The organism is Idiomarina solivarensis (assembly GCF_033052755.1).
Taxonomy (GTDB): Bacteria; Pseudomonadota; Gammaproteobacteria; order Enterobacterales; family Alteromonadaceae; genus Idiomarina.
Window position 1 is genome coordinate 109,314 of the sequence record NZ_JAVFHZ010000003.1, and the last position, 18,265, is coordinate 127,578.

18 protein-coding genes are annotated in these 18,265 nt (G+C 48.8%); 9 read left to right on the plus strand and 9 right to left on the minus strand.

The genetic code is table 11. From position 1 onward, the window contains the following. Positions 1 to 37: 37 nt before the first annotated feature. Both ftsZ and lpxC read left to right on the plus strand, forming a co-directional pair. On the plus strand, positions 38 to 1,237 hold the full coding sequence (gene ftsZ / locus RBK99_RS06430; protein WP_317503811.1) for a cell division protein FtsZ: 1,200 nt from the start codon (positions 38 to 40) through the stop codon (positions 1,235 to 1,237). A gap of 124 nt (positions 1,238 to 1,361) precedes the next feature. Continuing rightward, complete coding sequence (gene lpxC / locus RBK99_RS06435; RefSeq protein WP_317503812.1) at positions 1,362 to 2,282, plus strand: UDP-3-O-acyl-N-acetylglucosamine deacetylase; 921 nt, start codon at positions 1,362 to 1,364, stop codon at positions 2,280 to 2,282. On the opposite strand, the gene RBK99_RS06440 is transcribed toward lpxC, so the two are convergent. Next, positions 2,279 to 2,737, minus strand: a complete 459-nt coding sequence (locus RBK99_RS06440; RefSeq protein WP_317503813.1) for a DUF721 domain-containing protein — start codon at positions 2,735 to 2,737, stop codon at positions 2,279 to 2,281. The two genes, lpxC and RBK99_RS06440, sit on opposite strands and share 4 nt — an antisense overlap. 34 nt (positions 2,738 to 2,771) lie before the next feature. On the opposite strand from RBK99_RS06440, the gene RBK99_RS06445 reads away from it, so the two are divergent. From RBK99_RS06445 to mutT, 3 genes are all read left to right on the plus strand, one after another. Next, positions 2,772 to 3,704: a peptidoglycan DD-metalloendopeptidase family protein gene (locus RBK99_RS06445; RefSeq protein ID WP_317503814.1), complete on the plus strand. Its 933-nt coding sequence runs from the start codon at positions 2,772 to 2,774 to the stop codon at positions 3,702 to 3,704. A gap of 82 nt (positions 3,705 to 3,786) precedes the next feature. After that, positions 3,787 to 6,504: a preprotein translocase subunit SecA gene (secA, locus tag RBK99_RS06450; RefSeq protein WP_317503815.1), complete on the plus strand. Its 2,718-nt coding sequence runs from the start codon at positions 3,787 to 3,789 to the stop codon at positions 6,502 to 6,504. A 6-nt stretch (positions 6,505 to 6,510) separates the two neighbouring features. Next, positions 6,511 to 6,927: an 8-oxo-dGTP diphosphatase MutT gene (gene mutT, locus RBK99_RS06455; RefSeq protein ID WP_317503816.1), complete on the plus strand. Its 417-nt coding sequence runs from the start codon at positions 6,511 to 6,513 to the stop codon at positions 6,925 to 6,927. On the opposite strand, the gene yacG is transcribed toward mutT, so the two are convergent. The 8 genes from yacG to nadC all read right to left on the minus strand — a co-directional run bounded on the left by yacG (position 6,928) and on the right by nadC (position 13,292). After that, positions 6,928 to 7,122, minus strand: coding sequence for a DNA gyrase inhibitor YacG (yacG, locus tag RBK99_RS06460; protein ID WP_317503817.1), 195 nt, complete (start codon positions 7,120 to 7,122; stop codon positions 6,928 to 6,930). Continuing rightward, positions 7,119 to 7,883, minus strand: a complete 765-nt coding sequence (gene zapD, locus RBK99_RS06465) for a cell division protein ZapD (RefSeq protein WP_317503818.1) — start codon at positions 7,881 to 7,883, stop codon at positions 7,119 to 7,121. The genes yacG and zapD overlap by 4 nt, the downstream gene beginning before the upstream one ends. 40 nt (positions 7,884 to 7,923) lie before the next feature. Then, entirely contained in the window at positions 7,924 to 8,532 is a 609-nt protein-coding gene (coaE, locus tag RBK99_RS06470) for a dephospho-CoA kinase (RefSeq protein ID WP_317503819.1), read from the minus strand. Positions 8,533 to 8,534: 2 nt separating this feature from the next. Next, positions 8,535 to 9,395: a prepilin peptidase gene (locus tag RBK99_RS06475; RefSeq protein ID WP_317503820.1), complete on the minus strand. Its 861-nt coding sequence runs from the start codon at positions 9,393 to 9,395 to the stop codon at positions 8,535 to 8,537. A gap of 15 nt (positions 9,396 to 9,410) precedes the next feature. After that, a complete protein-coding gene (locus tag RBK99_RS06480) occupies positions 9,411 to 10,589 on the minus strand; it encodes a type II secretion system F family protein (protein WP_317503821.1) in 1,179 nt (392 codons plus the stop codon). Next, positions 10,576 to 11,877: a GspE/PulE family protein gene (locus tag RBK99_RS06485; RefSeq protein WP_317503822.1), complete on the minus strand. Its 1,302-nt coding sequence runs from the start codon at positions 11,875 to 11,877 to the stop codon at positions 10,576 to 10,578. Before RBK99_RS06485 ends, RBK99_RS06480 begins: the two co-directional genes overlap by 14 nt. Continuing rightward, positions 11,877 to 12,344, minus strand: coding sequence for a pilin (locus tag RBK99_RS06490; protein WP_317503823.1), 468 nt, complete (start codon positions 12,342 to 12,344; stop codon positions 11,877 to 11,879). Before RBK99_RS06490 ends, RBK99_RS06485 begins: the two co-directional genes overlap by 1 nt. 75 nt (positions 12,345 to 12,419) lie before the next feature. Continuing rightward, positions 12,420 to 13,292, minus strand: a complete 873-nt coding sequence (nadC, locus tag RBK99_RS06495; protein ID WP_317503824.1) for a carboxylating nicotinate-nucleotide diphosphorylase — start codon at positions 13,290 to 13,292, stop codon at positions 12,420 to 12,422. A gap of 67 nt (positions 13,293 to 13,359) precedes the next feature. On the opposite strand from nadC, the gene ampD reads away from it, so the two are divergent. The 4 genes from ampD to aceE all read left to right on the plus strand — a co-directional run bounded on the left by ampD (position 13,360) and on the right by aceE (position 18,255). Then, on the plus strand, positions 13,360 to 13,908 hold the full coding sequence (gene ampD / locus RBK99_RS06500; RefSeq protein ID WP_317503825.1) for a 1,6-anhydro-N-acetylmuramyl-L-alanine amidase AmpD: 549 nt from the start codon (positions 13,360 to 13,362) through the stop codon (positions 13,906 to 13,908). Between the two features lie 10 nt (positions 13,909 to 13,918). Further along, on the plus strand, positions 13,919 to 14,725 hold the full coding sequence (gene ampE, locus RBK99_RS06505) for a beta-lactamase regulator AmpE (RefSeq protein ID WP_317503826.1): 807 nt from the start codon (positions 13,919 to 13,921) through the stop codon (positions 14,723 to 14,725). Positions 14,726 to 14,810: 85 nt separating this feature from the next. Continuing rightward, positions 14,811 to 15,557, plus strand: a complete 747-nt coding sequence (pdhR, locus tag RBK99_RS06510) for a pyruvate dehydrogenase complex transcriptional repressor PdhR (protein WP_317503827.1) — start codon at positions 14,811 to 14,813, stop codon at positions 15,555 to 15,557. A gap of 25 nt (positions 15,558 to 15,582) precedes the next feature. Further along, positions 15,583 to 18,255: a pyruvate dehydrogenase (acetyl-transferring), homodimeric type gene (gene aceE, locus RBK99_RS06515; RefSeq protein ID WP_317503828.1), complete on the plus strand. Its 2,673-nt coding sequence runs from the start codon at positions 15,583 to 15,585 to the stop codon at positions 18,253 to 18,255. Positions 18,256 to 18,265: the final 10 nt, after the last annotated feature.

Genomic DNA, 18,265 nt, shown 5'->3' on the forward strand with positions numbered 1-18,265 from the left:
TGGGGTAGCACGTTAAAAGCAGGTAGGGAGAATTATTATGTTCGAACTGATGGACAATTATGAAAGCGAAGCCGTCATTAAGGTGATTGGCGTCGGTGGTGGTGGCGGAAACGCTGTCCAGCACATGGTAAAAGAATCGATTGAAGGTGTGCAGTTTATTGCAGCCAATACCGATGCGCAGGCTCTGCGTAATCATACGGCGGATGTCACCATTCAATTAGGGCAAGACATCACAAAAGGGCTTGGCGCTGGCGCTAACCCAGAAGTGGGTCGTCAGTCGGCAGAAGAGGACCGCGAGAACATCAAAGTCCACTTAGAGGGCGCCGACATGGTCTTTATTGCGGCCGGCATGGGCGGTGGTACCGGAACCGGTGCAGCACCTGTGGTCGCTGAAGTGGCTAAAGAGCTGGGTATTTTGACTGTTGCTGTAGTCACTAAGCCGTTCCCGTTTGAAGGGAAAAAGCGTATGGCAGTAGCGGAAGAAGGCATTAACGCCCTGGCGCAAAGTGTCGACTCGCTAATTACCATTCCAAACGAGAAGCTGCTGAAAGTTATGGGTCGCGGAACCAGCCTTCTGGATGCCTTTAGTGCAGCCAACAACGTATTGTTGGGCGCGGTTCAGGGGATTGCTGAGCTGATTACTCGTCCGGGCCTTATCAACGTCGACTTTGCTGACGTTCGTGCAGTGATGAAAGAAATGGGTACTGCCATGATGGGTACCGGTGTCGCCAGCGGTGAAGACCGTGCGCAGGAAGCAGCAGAAATGGCCATCAACAGTCCGTTACTTGAAGACATCGACCTGTCTGGTGCTCGCGGTGTATTGATTAACGTCACTGCCGGCATGGACATGAGCATTGAAGAACTTGATACAGTTGGTAATACGGTGAAAGCCTTTGCTTCTGATAATGCCACTGTGATTGTGGGTACTGTTATTGATACCGAAATGTCAGATGAGTTGCGGGTGACTGTGGTTGCGACCGGCATAGGTGCTGAGCGTAAACCGGATATCTCTTTGGTTAATAACGCGAGTCAGGCGACGCCTAAACGCGAACCACAGCACGCTTACCGTAGTAGCGATATTGACCGCGGTGCAGCCGCCCCTCGTTATGAGGAGCAGGAAGAGATGCAGGCAGAACCCAAGGCGGAACCAAAACGCCAACCGGCTGCCAAAGCTAAACAGGATAAAGAACTCGATTACCTGGATATTCCGGCATTTTTACGAAAACAGGTCGATTAACTTGACGTAACTCTGTGTAAATTTGCGTAAAATTTGATCGAACCATGACAAATGTCGTATAATATGCGGCCGCTTTGGCGTTAGCCATGGCGAACCGAATAGAAAAGGTAGGTGAACAAGTACCATGATTAAGCAACGTACATTACAGCAAGCAATATCAACCACGGGTGTTGGGCTGCATAAAGGCAATAAAGTCAATCTGACTTTACGCCCGGCGCCTGCTAATACCGGTTTGATATTCCGTCGTGTGGACCTTGACCCAGTGGTGGATATTCCAGCACGGGCCGATTGGGTGCGTGATACGCAGCTGTGTACCTGTCTTATCAATGAGGAAAATGTTCGTATCTCTACCGTCGAGCATTTGCTCGCTGCGCTGGCCGGCGTTGGAATTGATAATGCGGTTATCGAAGTGGATTCGCATGAAATTCCAATTATGGACGGCAGTTCGCACCCGTTTGTTTACCTGCTACAAAGCGCGGGCATTGAAGAGCAGTCAGCAGCGAAAAAGTTCATTAAGATCAAACAGCCGATACGTGTTGAAGACGGTGATAAGTGGGCGGAACTGCTACCCCACGATGGTTTCCGCATCGACTTTGCTATCGACTTCGAACACCCGGCTATTGCAGACACAGGGCAAACCGTCAGCATCGACTTTAGTGCTAATGCCTTTATCAAAGAGATTAGCCGTGCTCGTACCTTTGGTTTTATGAAAGACATTGAGTTTTTAAGGGAAAATAATCTGGCACTGGGCGGTAGTTTTGATAATGCGGTCGTGCTGGACGAATTCCGTATTCTCAACAGTGACGGCTTACGTTACGACGACGAATTCGTAAAACACAAAATGCTGGATGCTATTGGTGATTTGTACATGGGGGGCCACAGTATTTTGGGTCACCTGCGTGCGTATAAATCCGGACATGCGTTGAACAACCAGTTATTACAAGCGTTATTAGCGCAGCAGTCTGCCTGGGAATTTGTCACCTTTGACGAAGAACAGGCCGAAGCGCCTATCGCTTTTTGGTCTCCTGCAAGCACCACAGCCTAATCATTGTCGTTGGCGGTAAACTTTGCCGCCAACGCTTTTAACTCTGATTTTAGCGGCTCATCACACCCCTCAGCCATCGCCAGTAAACGGTCTGCGCTGTTTGAATCCTTCTGATTTTTAATACTTTTCTCAAAACTGTTCATTGACGGGGACACCTTTATCGACAAGCTGTGCACGGGGACCGTCGCATTGTGTCGAAAATGCGTTATAATGGCCGCTTGTTGAAGTTTTAGCCGGGTTGCCCAACTACCATTATCCACATGGATGATCATTTGACCATCACGGATATTCAGCAATTGGCAATGTTGATTCGTGTTTTTATCCACGCATTGTTGAAACAATTGTTGCCAATGTGAAAGTTGGGCGGCAAACTGTGCATAGTGTCGTAATGTTGCCGACAACGGTTTTTGGCCGGAACGAAGCCACTGAGATGGGGTTTTCGGGTGTCGTGACATAATTGCGTAGTAGGCAAATAATAAGAGAGTTCAGATGAGTTTATCAGTCTTTTATCGAGGCTCCAAAATACGTTTTCGTATTCGTTTAAGTCGACGTCGGTTTTTTTCCTTCGTGGGCATTGCGGCCTTTATGGGGCTTACTGTCTGGCAGCCGTGGCAGTATCAGGGAATTGATCCGGAACTGGCCAAAAATAAAATCACTAAAGAACAGAAAAAACTCGTCTTGCAGGAACAAGCCCTCAAAGAACTAAAAGAAGATACCCAAAAAAGGCTTGGAGCAATGACGGTTTATCTGGGCGAGCTCAGAGCGCAAATGCGTCGTCTCGATGCGCTAGGTAAGCGCCTGGCCGGAGTCGCTAATCTCGATAACGGTGAATTTAACTTTAATCAGGAAATGCCTATTGGTGGGCCTGAAACGGAAGTGGCTGAATTGCCGTTGAGCTCTGGTGGCGATGTTATTAACGAAATTGAGAGTATGTTGTCGCAGATTTCAGACAAACAAAAACAGCTTTCGCTACTTGAATCCGTGATGATGAACCACCAAGTTAATAACGATGCGTACATCGCTGGTCGTCCAATTTCAGATGGTTGGCTATCGTCGCAGTATGGCATCCGGAAAGATCCTTTTAATGGCGTTCCGTCGATGCATGAAGGCCTCGACTTTGCCAGTTATAACGAAGATGTGGAAATAGTTGCCACCGGTGCCGGGGTGGTTACCTGGGCAGGCGATCGATATGGCTATGGTAAATTGATAGAAATTGATCACGGTGGTGGCCTAAAAACCCGCTATGGACATAACGAAAAAATATTGGTTTCAGTCGGCGACGTAGTGACCCGGGGTCAGCAAATATCTGAAATGGGCAGTACGGGTCGTTCAACGGGCCCGCATGTGCATTACGAGGTTTTACGTAATGGTCGTCAAATTGACCCTAATCAGTTTGTGTATCGTAAAGCTGGCTCAAAATAATTCAGTTAATTTATTAGAACGTGGGCGGTACTTCGGTACCGCTTTTGTTGTTCAGAAAAGTAACACAGGATAAATCAATCTCATGCTAGGCAGTCTGTTCCGAAAAGTATTTGGTAGTCGCAACGATCGCATTCTCAAAACAATGAAAAAAGACGTTGAGCGAGTCAACTCGTTGGAACCCGAGTTTGAAGCGTTAAGCGACGCCGAGCTAAAAGAGAAGACAACGGAATTTCGAAAGCGTCTTAACGATGGTGAAAGTTTAGATAAAATTTTGCCAGAAGCCTTTGCTACGGTTCGAGAAGCCAGTAAGCGTGTGTTTGATATGCGCCACTTTGACGTCCAGCTAATTGGCGGCATGGTGCTTAACGACAACCGTATCGCCGAAATGAAAACGGGTGAAGGTAAAACGCTGACTGCAACCTTGCCGGCTTATTTGAATGCGTTGCCGGGTAAAGGCGTTCATATCATCACGGTAAACGATTACCTGGCCAAACGTGATGCTGAATTTAACCAGCCATTATTTGATTTCCTCGGTTTAACCGTGGCGTTTAACATTCCGGGCATGGCACCGGAAGATAAAAAAGCCGCCTATCAGGCCGATATCACCTACGGTACGAACAACGAGTTTGGCTTTGATTATCTGCGCGACAACATGGCTTTTGCACCACAGGATAGAGTGCAACGTGAGTTGAACTACGCGTTGGTCGATGAGGTTGACTCAATCCTAATTGATGAAGCACGTACCCCGCTTATTATTTCCGGTCCGGCGGAAGACAGTTCTGAAATGTATCGCAAAATGAACGAGCTGGTACCGCAACTGGTACGCCAGGAAAAAGAAGACACCGAGGAAGAAAAGGGCGACGGCGATTTCACTATCGATGAAAAAGCCAAACAGTTGCATTTGACTGAGCATGGACAAGAACACATCGAAGACATGCTGAAAGAAAAGGGGATGCTTGACGCTGATGATTCGCTTTATTCAGCGGCCAACATCAGCCTGCTGCACCACATTAATGCGGCTCTGCGCGCTCACCATCTGTTTCAAAAAGATGTTGATTACATCATTAAAGACGACAAAGTGGTTATCGTTGATGAGCATACGGGTCGTACAATGGAAGGGCGTCGCTGGTCAGAGGGTCTGCATCAGGCGGTAGAAGCCAAAGAAGGCGTACCTATTCAGAATGAAAACCAGACGTTAGCGTCTATTACCTTCCAGAACTACTTCCGTTTATACAACAAGTTGGCCGGTATGACCGGTACAGCTGACACTGAAGCGTTTGAGTTCCAGTCTATCTATGGTTTAGAAACCATCGTCTTACCAACCAATAAGCCAATGGTTCGTGACGACAGAGCCGATTTAATCTATCTGACCACGCTTGAAAAATACGAAGCCATTGCCGAAGACATTGAAGAATGCCGTAAACAGAAGCGGCCGGTATTGGTGGGTACGGTGTCTATCGAGAACTCCGAGCTATTATCGAAGTTGTTGAAGCAGAAAAAGATTCCCCATGCAGTACTGAACGCCAAATTCCACGAACACGAAGCGGACATCATCGCTCAGGCCGGGCGTCCTGGCACGGTCACTATAGCGACCAATATGGCCGGTCGTGGTACCGATATTGTGCTGGGCGGAAGCTGGATGGCCGAAGTGGAAAAATTAGAAGAGCCATCTAACGAGAAAATTGAAGAGATTAAGCAAGAGTGGCAAAAGCTGCATGACGCCGTTATTGAAGCCGGCGGTTTGCACATTATTGGCACCGAACGGCATGAGTCTCGTCGTATTGATAACCAGTTACGTGGTCGTGCCGGCCGCCAGGGTGACCCGGGGTCCTCACGTTTTTATCTGTCACTGGAAGATCCGCTGATGCGAATCTTTGCCTCTGACCGGATGGCGACGATGATGAAGCGTCTGGGCATGAAAGAAGGCGAAGCCATTGAGCACCCCTGGGTGACTCGTGCTATCGAAAACGCGCAGCGTAAGGTTGAAGGTCGCAACTTTGACGTGCGTAAGCAGCTGCTTGAATATGACGACGTGGCCAATGATCAGCGCAGTGTTGTTTATGAACAACGTAACGAGCTGCTGGACGAAGGTGATATATCGGAAACCATCACCGCTATTCGGGAAGATGTCATCAATGAAGTGATCAGCGAATACGTTCCGCCTCAGTCTTTAGCTGAACTATGGGATTTAAAAGCCCTGGAAGAGCGTTTGCGCGGCGATTTCCATATCGAACTGCCATTACAACAGTGGCTGGAAGATGAAGAGCATTTTCACGAAGAAGTTCTGCGTGAACGTGTGCTGGAAGAGCTGGTGAAGTCGTATCAGGAAAAAGAAGACATGGTTGGCTCTGAAGTGATACGTCGCTTCGAAAAATCCATCATGTTGCAGAGTCTTGATCAGCATTGGAAAGAGCATTTGGCGGCTATGGATCACTTGCGCCAAGGTATCCATTTGCGTGGTTACGCGCAGAAAAACCCCAAACAGGAATACAAAAAAGAAGCCTTTGAGCTCTTTACTGAGATGCTGGAAGCTCTGAAACTGGATGTCGTTACTATTTTAAGTAAGGTGCAGGTGCGCGCTCAGGAAGATGTGGATGCAGTTGATGAACAGCGTAAAGCGGCAGACAGCGCTCCTCGCGAGTTCCGGCATGAGCAGAGTGGCCCGGCCGCGGAAGAGCCGAAGCAAAACGCTGCTGAGGCGTCAGGGCAACCGGTTCGTAAAGGCGTAAAGGTAGGACGTAATGAGCCGTGTCCTTGTGGCTCAGGTAAAAAATACAAACACTGTCACGGTAAACTGTAGGTTACTATGAAAACCGAAAAATCGCCTGCTGTGCATGTTGCAGTAGGCGTGATTGAAAACGATCAGGGCGAAATTTTCATCGCCCAGCGTCATCCTGAACAGCATCAGGGTGGAAAGTGGGAGTTTCCCGGCGGTAAAGTCGAAGCTGGCGAAAATGTCCAACAGGCGTTGCAACGTGAGTTGAAAGAAGAGTGCGGCATCGATGTGGCCGACATGGCGCCGCTAACAGTGATAGAACACCAGTATAAAGACAAGCGAGTTTTGCTCGATGTCTGGTGGATAATCTCATATGAAGGCGAAGCGCGTCAGCTAGAGGGGCAGGACTGGTGCTGGGTTGATAAGAACCAACTGGATGCATTCCAATTTCCGGAAGCCAATCAACCCATAGTTGAATGCATTATGCAGTCATTAAACGCGTATTAATTAGTCGTCTCGGTGCTCGCCATTGTAGTCATCATTGGCAACAACGACTGGCTCGCCCGGGATGGTTTTTTCTTCGTTAGCCCACTCACCTAAATCAATCAACTTACAACGCTCACTACAAAACGGTCTGGCGGGCGACTTTTCCGACCACTCAACGTTTGCCTGACAGGTGGGACAATTAACACTTATACTCATGGACTACACCTTGCGAGTTCAAATTCAATATCTTGCGGAGAGGTCTCTAAACTCTCCCCCGGTAACGGCATGAATCGTATCGTAAAACGTTGTCTATGCCCACTAATGACAGGATAAATGTTAGCTGAACGGACGACTTTAATGCGTAACATGGCCAGTTGCTGTTCTGAACTTTCCTGTAAGAAACCATTTTGAAGCTGCATAGGTACAAAAACGGACTGCTCACGAAGCAAGGTGAGCTTTAACGTAATTGCCAGCTCTACAAAAGCCAGTGTTTCACACCAAATTTCACATTGTTGTTCTTGCTTCTGGGGAGGCTGACTTAACCAAAGGTGCAGTTGTGGTAATTCAAACAGACCACTCATTCCGGGCTGACTAAAGCGTTGACGAATACTGGCTAATAGTGAATCGTCTTTTAACTCCCTTAGAGACTTCGGGATATCCTGAAGTCTGTTTAGGCAATAATCAATTTCATTGATGGTTTTACCTAAAGCATCTCTATCAACGTCGGGATGCTCTTCCCACTTTTGCAAACGTTGCTTGTCGAGATCTAGGTCTTTGCTCAGCTCCGTGCGAATATCAAAGCGCTCTAGCAAGTCAGTCACGTCAAATAACGCATTAAAAAAGGGCTCTGCCTGGTCTTTAAAACACTCTAGGCTGGCTTTCAGTTGCTCAAAGCCATGCTCTAATCGCAAATAGGTTCGCATGCGCTCCTGAAGCGGATATTCATAAAGAATGCTGTCGTTATCAGTGGAAGTCATGCGATTGCCAATTAGTGAACTCTGCTCCTATAATAGCGTATTACTTTTCCTGTGCAACGGTTGCCGCCAGATAGCGTTGGTGCAAATCATTCACTTGTTTCTGCAGCATCTCCAGACTGCCATCGTTGTGCAGCACATCATCTGCTTTTTCTAGTCGTTTTTCTCGACTTAGCTGAGCTGCCATTATGGCTTCAACTTCTGTTCTGGGACTGTCGTCACGTTGAACGGTTCTTTCTATCTGGGTCGTTTCGGGCACATCAACCACGATTACGCGCTGGCAATATTGTTCTAAACCATTCTCCAGTAATAAAGGGGCGGACAAAATTGCATAAGGCGACTGCGCCTGCTCCAGCTGAGTTAAGATTTCCTGACGTATGGCCGGATGAAGTAATTCATTGAGCCAGTTCTTTTCTTCTGGGTTAGAAAACACCTTTTGACGCAAAGCTTTACGGTCAAGCTGCCCCTCCTGGCTCAGTATTTGTGGCCCAAAGTGTTCAGCAATGGCTTTCAGGCAGGGCGTACCTGGCATCACGACTTGCCGCGCGACAATATCGGCGTCAATGACGGTGATGCCCAGCGTTTCAAACTGTGCGGTTGTCGCCGATTTTCCGCTACCGATACCGCCAGTTAACCCTACAACATAAGTCATGTTTAAAAGCCCCCTAACCAACGCCAGTAGCCGAATAGCAGTTCAGTACCGTAGAAGTAACTAAGTAAGCCCCCGCCGATTAAGAACGGGCCAAAGGGTATCGGTTGAGAACGACTTTTTTGGCGCAGCATAAAGAGTCCTATGATGGCTCCACAAACCGAACTTGCAAGAATGGTGACCGGCAATAGGGTTGCCCCGGTAAAAGCGGTGATGGCGGCCAGCAGTTTAAAGTCACCGTAACCCATGCCTTCCTTGCCGGTAATGAGTTTATAGGCCCAATAAACACTCCATAAGCTCAGGTAACCCACCACAGCTCCTATAATCGCAGAGTCCGGAGTGATGGCGCTGTTGTTGGACATTGACCAGAGTAAAGCAATCCAGAGTAACGGGTAAGTAAGCTGATCAGGAAGCAGCTGGTGGCGCCAGTCAATAACGAAGAGACAAATCAATAGTGAAAGAGACGTTGCCAAAACCAGAGCCGTGAGGCTGAAACCATAGTGCCATGCGATGAGTCCAAACGCTAAGCAACTGATAAGTTCGACCAGCCAGTAAGCGACCGAAATACGGGTTTTACAATGACGGCAGCGGGCTCTTAACACTAAGTAGCTGAGTAGAGGAATATTGTCGTACCAGGCAATGGACGTTTTACATTGAGGGCAATGCGAGCCGGGTACCGCAATCGAAAAACGGTCCTGCTCTGTGACCGGTGTCCCATTCATTTCGGCGCATTCCCTTTGCCACTGGCGTTGTAACTGTATCGGCAGACGAGTGATGACCACATTTAAAAAGCTGCCGATAACCGCACCGAATACCAGGGCGAGCACTAAAGTGGGCACTGATTCAGCCGCGAGCAAATAGTCCATACGTCAGTTCCTTAGTTATTGAAATTGCTGGCCCATAGAGAACAGCGGTAAATACATTGCGACCAAAAGAGTGCCTATAATGCCGCCTAATACAACCATCAGCAAGGGCTCCGCCAAACCAATCAGGCGCTCGCAGTTTTGTTCAAATCGCTGCTGGTTAAAATCGGCAAGAGCGGTAAACGCATTATCAATTTTCCCATTTTGTTCAGCAACCAGAAGAAAGCTTAGGGTACGAGGTTCATTCAACGCACTGGTGCGAAAACTGTCGACCCAGCCATAACCGGATTCCAGCCGCTGCCGAACCTGACGTAAAGCGGCCTTATGTGGTAACCAGGTCAGTGATGATTCTGTGGTTTTTAGTGCCTGGCGGGCTTCGGTACCGGTTTGCAACGATACCGCTAAACGATGAAACAACTGCTGTAGTTTAATGTCCTGCAGTAGCTGACCTATAAAGGGTAAATAGGCCAGCGAGCGTTGCCACCGTAATGGCGCTTTATTTTTTACAGTGAATGCCAGCAAAAAGGCGACTAGCACGGTACCGATAATAAGAGCGCCATTATCTCGTAAGAACGACGAACCCTCTAGTAAAGTAGCGGTTAACCACGGTAACTCTCCGTCACCAAATAATGCGGCAAAGCTGGGGAGTACCCACCCCATCATCATCAGACAGACTCCGGTGGCGACGGCTAATACTATCAACGGGTAGCGCAAAGCTTTAACCAGTTGTTTTTTCAGTTGCTGCTGACGCCTTGCGAGCCTTTGTAACTGAGTGAGCGCGTCAGCCAGCTGCCCATTTTGTTCCGCCCAGCTTATCGCGTGAATATCAGCTTCGGGAAGCCAGTTTTTGTATTGCCGTAGCGCGTGACTAAACGACATGCCGCGCTCAATGCTGCGAATACAGTCTTCAACCATCCAGCGCAAACCTTTCGATGGAGTTTCGCCAATACTGTGCCGCAGAGCGGCAGAGAGCGGTAAGCCGCTGGCCAGTAGGTTAGCGGTCTGTTGCAATAGCAAATACCATAACGAGAGCGCTGGTTTATAGCGGCTTTGGCGTCGGCTTGAGAGACGCTCTATTTTCCCACAATGGATATGATGTTGTGACAGTAATTGCCTGGCCTGTAAGGCCGAGTCAGCATGTATCAAGCCACACTGGTTATGGGCTTGCCATAACCAGCGATAACTAACCAGCTTCATAAGCAATGCGCTCCTTTTCTGAGTGGTTAATGCGACCGGTATCAAAGTAATGTTGCAATGCTTGCGAAAAGTCCGGTAGCTTTAGCTCGCGCAGATAGCGGCGCAGATCATCCTCGGTGGTGTTTTCGACCATGAGTTTGTCAGCATGTTCGAGCCAGGGCACCACCTCAAAGACCGCCTGGCGCTTTTGTTCCGTGCTGCTTGTCAATTCCGGTCCGGCAAACAGCCGCTGACTCACAAGGAGTTTGAGTGAGCTGCGAATATCCAATGGGTTGATCCCAAGTGACTGCAGCCGCTTTAAACTGTCGAGACAACTGTTAGTGTGCAGCGACGTAAGAACCAAGTGGCCTGTCTGAGCGGCTTGTACCGCAATTCTTGCGGTTTCAGCGTCGCGAATTTCGCCAATAAGAATGACATCGGGATCCTGTCTGAGAAGGGCTCTGAGAATTTGGGCAAACGTTAGCCCCTGGCGGTTATTCACCATCACCTGGCTGCATCCGGGCAGCGGAATTTCAACCGGGTCCTCAACGCTGCAAACATTACTACTCTCGGTGTTCAGTTGACTGACTGCGCTGTAAAGTGTTGAGGTTTTCCCGCTGCCGGTCGGTCCTGTGATTAAAATCAGCCCCTGGCGCTGGGTCAGGCTTTTGGCAAACCACTGGTATTGCTCATCCAGAAGCCCACACTGTTGCAGTGGCGTGATACTTTGTGTTGGCTGCAGGCATCGCAGTACCAGCTTCTCGCCACCAACCACCGGACAACAACTCAGACGGAATTCGTGCTGTTGGTGAGTATCCGTAAGTACCGACAAGCGGCCATCCTGCGGCTGTCGATGTTCTGTTAAGTCGAGATTAGCCAGCACTTTAATACGTGAGTACACCTGCTGAGCGAAAGGTGCCGAGATAAAATCCAGGCGGCGCAGTTCACCTGCTTCCCGTCCTCTGACGACGACCCCGTCTTCCTGCGGTTGCAAGTGAAGATCGGAAAAGCCGTGTTCCGCGCAATATAACAACAGCTGATTAACGTAGTTAATGGCTGACTCATGTGTCAGTCGAATGCCGGGAAGTGTTCCTTGTCCCCGAATAATCATCACCTTTTTATCGCTGTAAAAACTGAGTAACACCGCATCGACAGCCGAATAACCCGGTTCCTGTATCAGCAGAATCCAGTGCTCACCTTCTGCGAAAGGAAGTAAACCATGCTGGGCAAGAAAAGGGTCGCTTTCTCTATTGGGTGCACTCTGCTTTGCCGCGAGATGCGAAAGAGAACAACAGGCAATAGGACCCATTAGTAACTGACCTGTTCTTCGCAGTTTTGAACAACAGAGCGCGACTCACTGTAGTCAGAACAGGCAATGTTCCAGGATAAATGGGTATTCGCGGCGTTTGGCGTCAGTTCAACCTGTAGTGGTTGGTTGTTTATAGTCACTGAATTGAGAGTTAAGCGGACGCTGGCTGATTCAGTCAGGCTCAAATCACTAAGTTCATCCGGCAGCGGTGACGGTAGGCCGGGAATGCCGTTATTACCGGCTTGGTTGCACTGGTTTAACTGGCCTTCAATTTGCCAGCATAAAGCGATACCCAGCTGTAACGGCTGAGCATGTGCCAGCGCCTTACTGACTTTGGCTTGTTGCGTGTAGTAGGTATACGATGGCACCGCAATAGCGGAGAGAATAGCAATGATGGCCACTACAACCATCATTTCGATAAGACTAAAACCCGTGCCGGTGAAACGGCGAAAATGTGCTTCCTGCATGAGACAGCTCCGTGTTTAAAAACAGCAGAACTGTGGTTCACTCAGAACAATTAGTAAATTCTATTGTTCTGTAGGTTATTCGCTATCTTCTGAAATTCTCATTGATAAATCAATGGCTTGAATGTTTTTAGTTAATGCGCCGGAGGAAATAAAATCGACGCCGGTGGCGGCAAGCTCTTGCAATCGGGCATCGGTAATATTGCCTGAAACTTCGAGTTTGGCCGTATGGGCATCGTTGTCCTGGTTTTGTTTTACGGCGTGTTCTATATCCGCTATATCAAAGTTATCCAGCATGATCACGTCTGCTTTAGCCTCTAAAGCCTGCGAGAACTCTTCGAGGTTTTCGACTTCAACTTCTACGGTCTTGCCCGGGTTAAGACGTTTGGCTGCGGCAACCGCCTCGGCAATACCTCCGCAGGCAAAAATGTGATTCTCTTTAATGAGATAGGCATCGAATAAACCGATACGGTGGTTTACACCGCCGCCACAGCGTACCGCGTACTTCTGTGCTAAACGCAAACCCGGTAAGGTTTTACGAGTATCGAGTAATTGCGTTTGATAACCCTCCAGTAACTGACTGTACTGGTAGGTCGTCGTCGCCGTTGCTGACAACGTCTGTAAAAAGTTTAAAGCGGTACGCTCGCCAGTTAGCAAGGTGCGGCTCGGGCCTTTCAGTCGGCACAGTTCAGAGTCGGCTTCTACCTTGTCGCCGTCTTTGACTAACCACTCAATCTCTACTTGCTGGCCCAACTGACGGAACACTTCATCAACCCAGCCGCAGCCGCAGATGACAGAATCTTCACGGGTAATAATACTGGCGTGCGACTGGCTTTGCTCGAGAATGAGTTGCGCGGTAATATCGCGACTGGCGTCTTCGCCGGACAAATCTTCCTTCAGCGCAGCGCGTACGCCGTCCTGAATGGTAAGTTGCAGCTCTGGCTGACTCATAGATGACTTTACCTTTTAGCAGACAATACGGATACTAGGGGGCAAACTTTACCGTTTTGTTGAGCCTGTGAAAAGCGACCCGATAAAAAATCATAAAATTACCACGGCTGTGCAATACCCGTCTTCGCATTATGATGAGCGGCCGCAAACCGATGACATCAGTTTATTGGTCATTCATTGTATTAGCCTGCCGGAAGGGGAATACGGTACGCCCTATGTTCGCCAGTTGTTTATGGGCGAGCTGGACACCGGAGCGAACCGGGACTTTGCTATTTTAAAAGGACTCAGAGTGTCGGCACACTGTGTGATCCGCCGGGATGGTACGTTAGAGCAATACGTACCCTTTGACAAAAGAGCCTGGCATGCGGGTAGGTCGCGTTACTGTGGCCGTAAGCGATGTAATGATTTTAGCATTGGTATAGAACTCGAAGGAACGGACAACAGTGCCTATACTGAACAACAGTATGAGCAGTTAATTGCGGTCACTGAGGCACTCATTGCCACATACCCAAAATTGCACCGTCGACGTATTGTCGGCCATCAGGATATCGCCCCGGGTCGTAAAACAGACCCCGGCAGTGAATTTGACTGGCAGACCTACTTAAATGCCTTATAAGGAGTCATGAATGGTCCTCATTGCGTTGCTGATAGCATTAAGCGTTGAGCGTTTGTATCACAGCCCGGGCTTTTTGCACTGGTCGTTTTATTTAGAACGCTGGCAAGGCTGGAGTGCAGAACGGCTTAAGGATGAAAAATGGGAAAGTGGGCCGCTGCAGTTGGTGCGTATGTTGGTACCAGCCGTGGCGATTGGCCTTTTGGTGGTGCTGCTGGATAACTTGATGGTGACCTTTATTGTCAGCATTCTGGCACTGTTGCTGGCTATCAACTGCGAACCGGCCCGTAAGGAATACAAAGCCTATTTGAAAGCGGCCAACCGGGGTGATGAGCAGCAGGTAAGTGCGCACCAACAGGCATTAACTGAATTTGCCGGGCGCCATCAGCCAGAGCAACTCAGCGATTCTTTAATCTGGATCAATTATCGGCAATATATTGCGGTGATGTTTTATTTTGTGCTGTTCGGGAGCTTTGGTGCTTTGGTGTACGCCACGTTACGTTATGCCGAAAAAGACACTAAGCCCAGGCAACAACTCCTGTGGTTTGCAGACTGGGTTCCCGCGAGATTATCCGCTTTTGGTTTATTGATAGTGGGGCACTTTTCACGCGCGTTTCCGACGTGGTTACAGCAGAGTCTGAATCCACAGACAGACCCCGATAAACTGCTCTTTGAGGTGGCCGGTAAGGCAGAAGACAGTCCTCAGCACCCGGATGACAGAACTGAGCACATCGCTTGCCAGCTACGTTTAATGCGTCGTCAGCAAGTTTTCTGGATAGTTGTTATTGCTGCTCTAACGGTGTGGGGAGCAGTGAGTTAGAGGTAGTACCAGCTGAGAAATATTTGGGCTCAGCAAATAAATGATTTAGAATAACGGCATCTTTTGGTCTGACCAATTTACCGTTATGTCGAGTTTACCCATAAAACAAACGAAGTTATCCGACACTATCGTCGCTCACCTTGAGCAGATGATCGTCGACGGGCGGCTTGGTGCCGGGGAAAAACTGCCGGCAGAACGGCAACTGGCTCAGCAATTTAATGTATCACGACCGTCGCTGCGTGAAGCCATTCAAAAGCTGGAAGCAAAGGGCGTGGTCGAGCGTCGTCAGGGCGGCGGTACTTATGTCGTCAATAGCATGAATGAACAGCTAACCGACCCCTTATTTGACTTGCTGGCCAAACACCCCGAATCCCAGTTTGATCTGCTTGAGTTTCGTCATGCGCTGGAAGGTATTTCATCCTTCTATGCCGCTTTACGAGGTACTGAAGCCGATCTGGATCGAATATCGGAGAGTATCAAAGGCATAGTGGTTAGCCAAACGCGCAGTATTGATGAGCAGGTGGATGCCTTGGTTGAATTTTATCATCGCATTGCAGAGGCCTCGCATAACGTTATTTTATTGCATGTTGTGCATGGCATGCAGGAACTCCTGGCGGAGAATATTCGTCAGAATCTGGAAATACTGGCCGGCCGCGAAGGCCTGCTGAAAAAACTGAATAAACACCGTCAGCAACTGGTGAGTGCCATTGTTGCTGGCCAACCGGAGCAAGCGCGGGATGCGTGTCATCAACATTTGGCCTATATTGAACAGACATTGTTAGAATTAGGCAAAGAACAGTCACGCATTCAACGTTCGCTACGACGTTCCTGAATTGATAAAAAGGTAAGGAATAGCTATGAGTGAAGAGTTAAAGAACGATGTCGACCAGCAGGAAACTCAGGAGTGGCTAGACGCTCTTGAGGGTGTGCTTGAGGCGGAAGGCCCGGAGCGCGCGCATTACTTGTTAGAACAGTTGGTTGACAAAGCACGCCGTAACGGTGCTTATTTACCTTATAAACCAACCACCGCGTATTTGAATACCATTCCTGCAAGCCAGGAACCCACCATGCCGGGCAACCAGACTCTGGAATCGCGCATTCGCTCAGCTATTCGCTGGAATGCCGCCATGATGGTGCTTAGAGCATCGAAAAAAGGCGAAGAGCTGGGTGGACACCTGGCCAGTTTTGCTTCTTCTGCGATGCTGTACGATGTCGGTTTCAACCACTTCTTCCGTGCACCAAGCGACGGTGATGGCGGAGATTTCCTGTTTATTCAGGGCCATGTGTCACCGGGTATTTACGGCCGCGCTTTCATTGAAGGGCGTTTAACCGAAGAGCAACTGAATAACTTCCGTCAGGAAGTTGATGGTAAAGGCTTACCGTCTTACCCGCACCCGAACTTAATGCCCGACTTTTGGCAGTTCCCAACGGTGTCTATGGGCTTAGGTCCTATTCAGGCAATTTACTTAGCCCGCTTCCTCAAATATTTGACTGATCGTGGTATTAAAGACTGCTCCAAACAGCGGGTTTACTGCTTCTTAGGTGACGGTGAAACCGATGAGCCAGAAAGCCTGGGTGCTATTGGTTTGGCTGCCCGCGAAGAACTGGATAACCTGACCTTTGTTATCAATTGTAACTTGCAGCGTTTAGACGGACCGGTGCGGGGTAACGGCAAAATCATCCAGGAACTGGAAGGCAACTTCCACGGCGCTGGCTGGGAAGTCATCAAAGTTATCTGGGGCCGCTATTGGGATCCACTGTTGTACCGCGATACGGAAGGTAAATTACAGCAGTTAATGGAAGAAACCGTTGACGGTGATTACCAGAACTTTAAAGCCAAAGGCGGTAAGTTCACCCGTGAAAACTTCTTCGGTAAATACCCTGAAACCGAAGAAATGGTTGCTAACTTGTCCGACGAAGACATCTGGCGCCTAAACCGCGGTGGTCACGATCCGGTAAAAGTATACTCGGCTTACCACAAAGCGGTGAACACCAAAGGGCGTCCACAGGTTATTTTGGCGAAAACCGTCAAAGGTTACGGCATGGGTGCTGCGGGCGAAGGGAAAAACATTGCCCACCAGGTTAAGAAAATGGATTTAGATGCGGTTAAGCACATGCGTGACCGTTTTAATATTCCGTTCAAAGATGAAGAGCTGGAAGACCTGCCGTACTACAAGTTTGAAGACGACAGTGACGAGATGAAGTACCTGAACGAGCGTCGTGAGAAGCTCGGTGGCTATATGCCGGTACGACGTGCGGAAAGTGACGTGGAATTAGAACTGCCGGCGTTGAAAGCCTTTGATGCAGTATTGAAAGGTTCAGGAGATCGTGAAATTTCCTCCACTATGGCCTTTGTCCGCGTCTTAACAGCGTTATTAAAAGATAAGAAAATTGGTAAGCGTATTGTGCCAATTATTCCAGATGAAGCGCGTACGTTCGGCATGGAAGGCTTGTTCCGCCAAGTGGGTATTTACTCTCACCATGGCCAGAAGTACACACCGCAGGATAAAGATCAGGTGGCTTATTATCGTGAAGATAAAAAAGGCCAGGTGATTCAGGAAGGCATCAATGAGTTGGGCGCGATGTCCTCATGGGTGGCCGCGGGTACCAGTTATTCGTTAAACAACGAACCGATGATTCCGTTCTACATTTATTATTCCATGTTCGGCTTCCAGCGTGTGGGTGACTTAGTCTGGGCCGCAGGCGATAGCCAGACCCGAGGCTTCCTGGTCGGTGGTACTGCCGGGCGAACAACACTAAATGGTGAAGGTCTGCAGCACCAGGATGGACACAGCATGGTCCACTTCGGCACGGTGCCTAACTGCATCAGTTATGACCCTACTTACGGTTATGAAATTGCGGTTATCGTGCACGATGGCCTGAAACGCATGTTTGGCGATCAGGAAAATGTGTTCTATTACCTCACGGTAATGAACGAGAACTACCATCAGCCAGAAATGCCGGAAGGTGTCGAAGAGGGTATCGTTAAAGGGATTTACGAACTGGACAAAGTGAAGGCTAAGAAAAAAGCCAAAGGCGATGTTCAGCTGTTGGGTAGTGGTACTATTTTGCAGCAAGTGCGCGAAGCCGCGAAAATCCTGTCGGAAGACTACGACATCAACTCGACGGTTTACAGTGTCACTTCGTTTAACGAGCTGGCGCGTGACGGTCTGGATACCGACCGTTGGAATATGCTGAACCCTGAAAAGAAAGAAAAAGAAGCGTACATCACGCAAACGATGAAAAAAGCCAAAGGTCCTGCTGTAGCGGCTACGGATTACATTAAGCTATACGCTGATCAGGTTCGTGCCTGGGTGCCAACTTCTTACCGTGTTTTAGGTACTGATGGTTTTGGTCGCTCTGACAGCCGCGCTAACTTGCGTAAGCATTTTGAGATTAATCCGCAATACATTGTGGTTGCGGCATTGAAAGAGCTTGCAGACCAAGGGGATATCGATAAGAAAGTGGTAGCAAAAGCTATCAAAGACTACGATATCGACACTGAAAAACTCAACCCACGTTTGGCGTAAGGAGGTACTG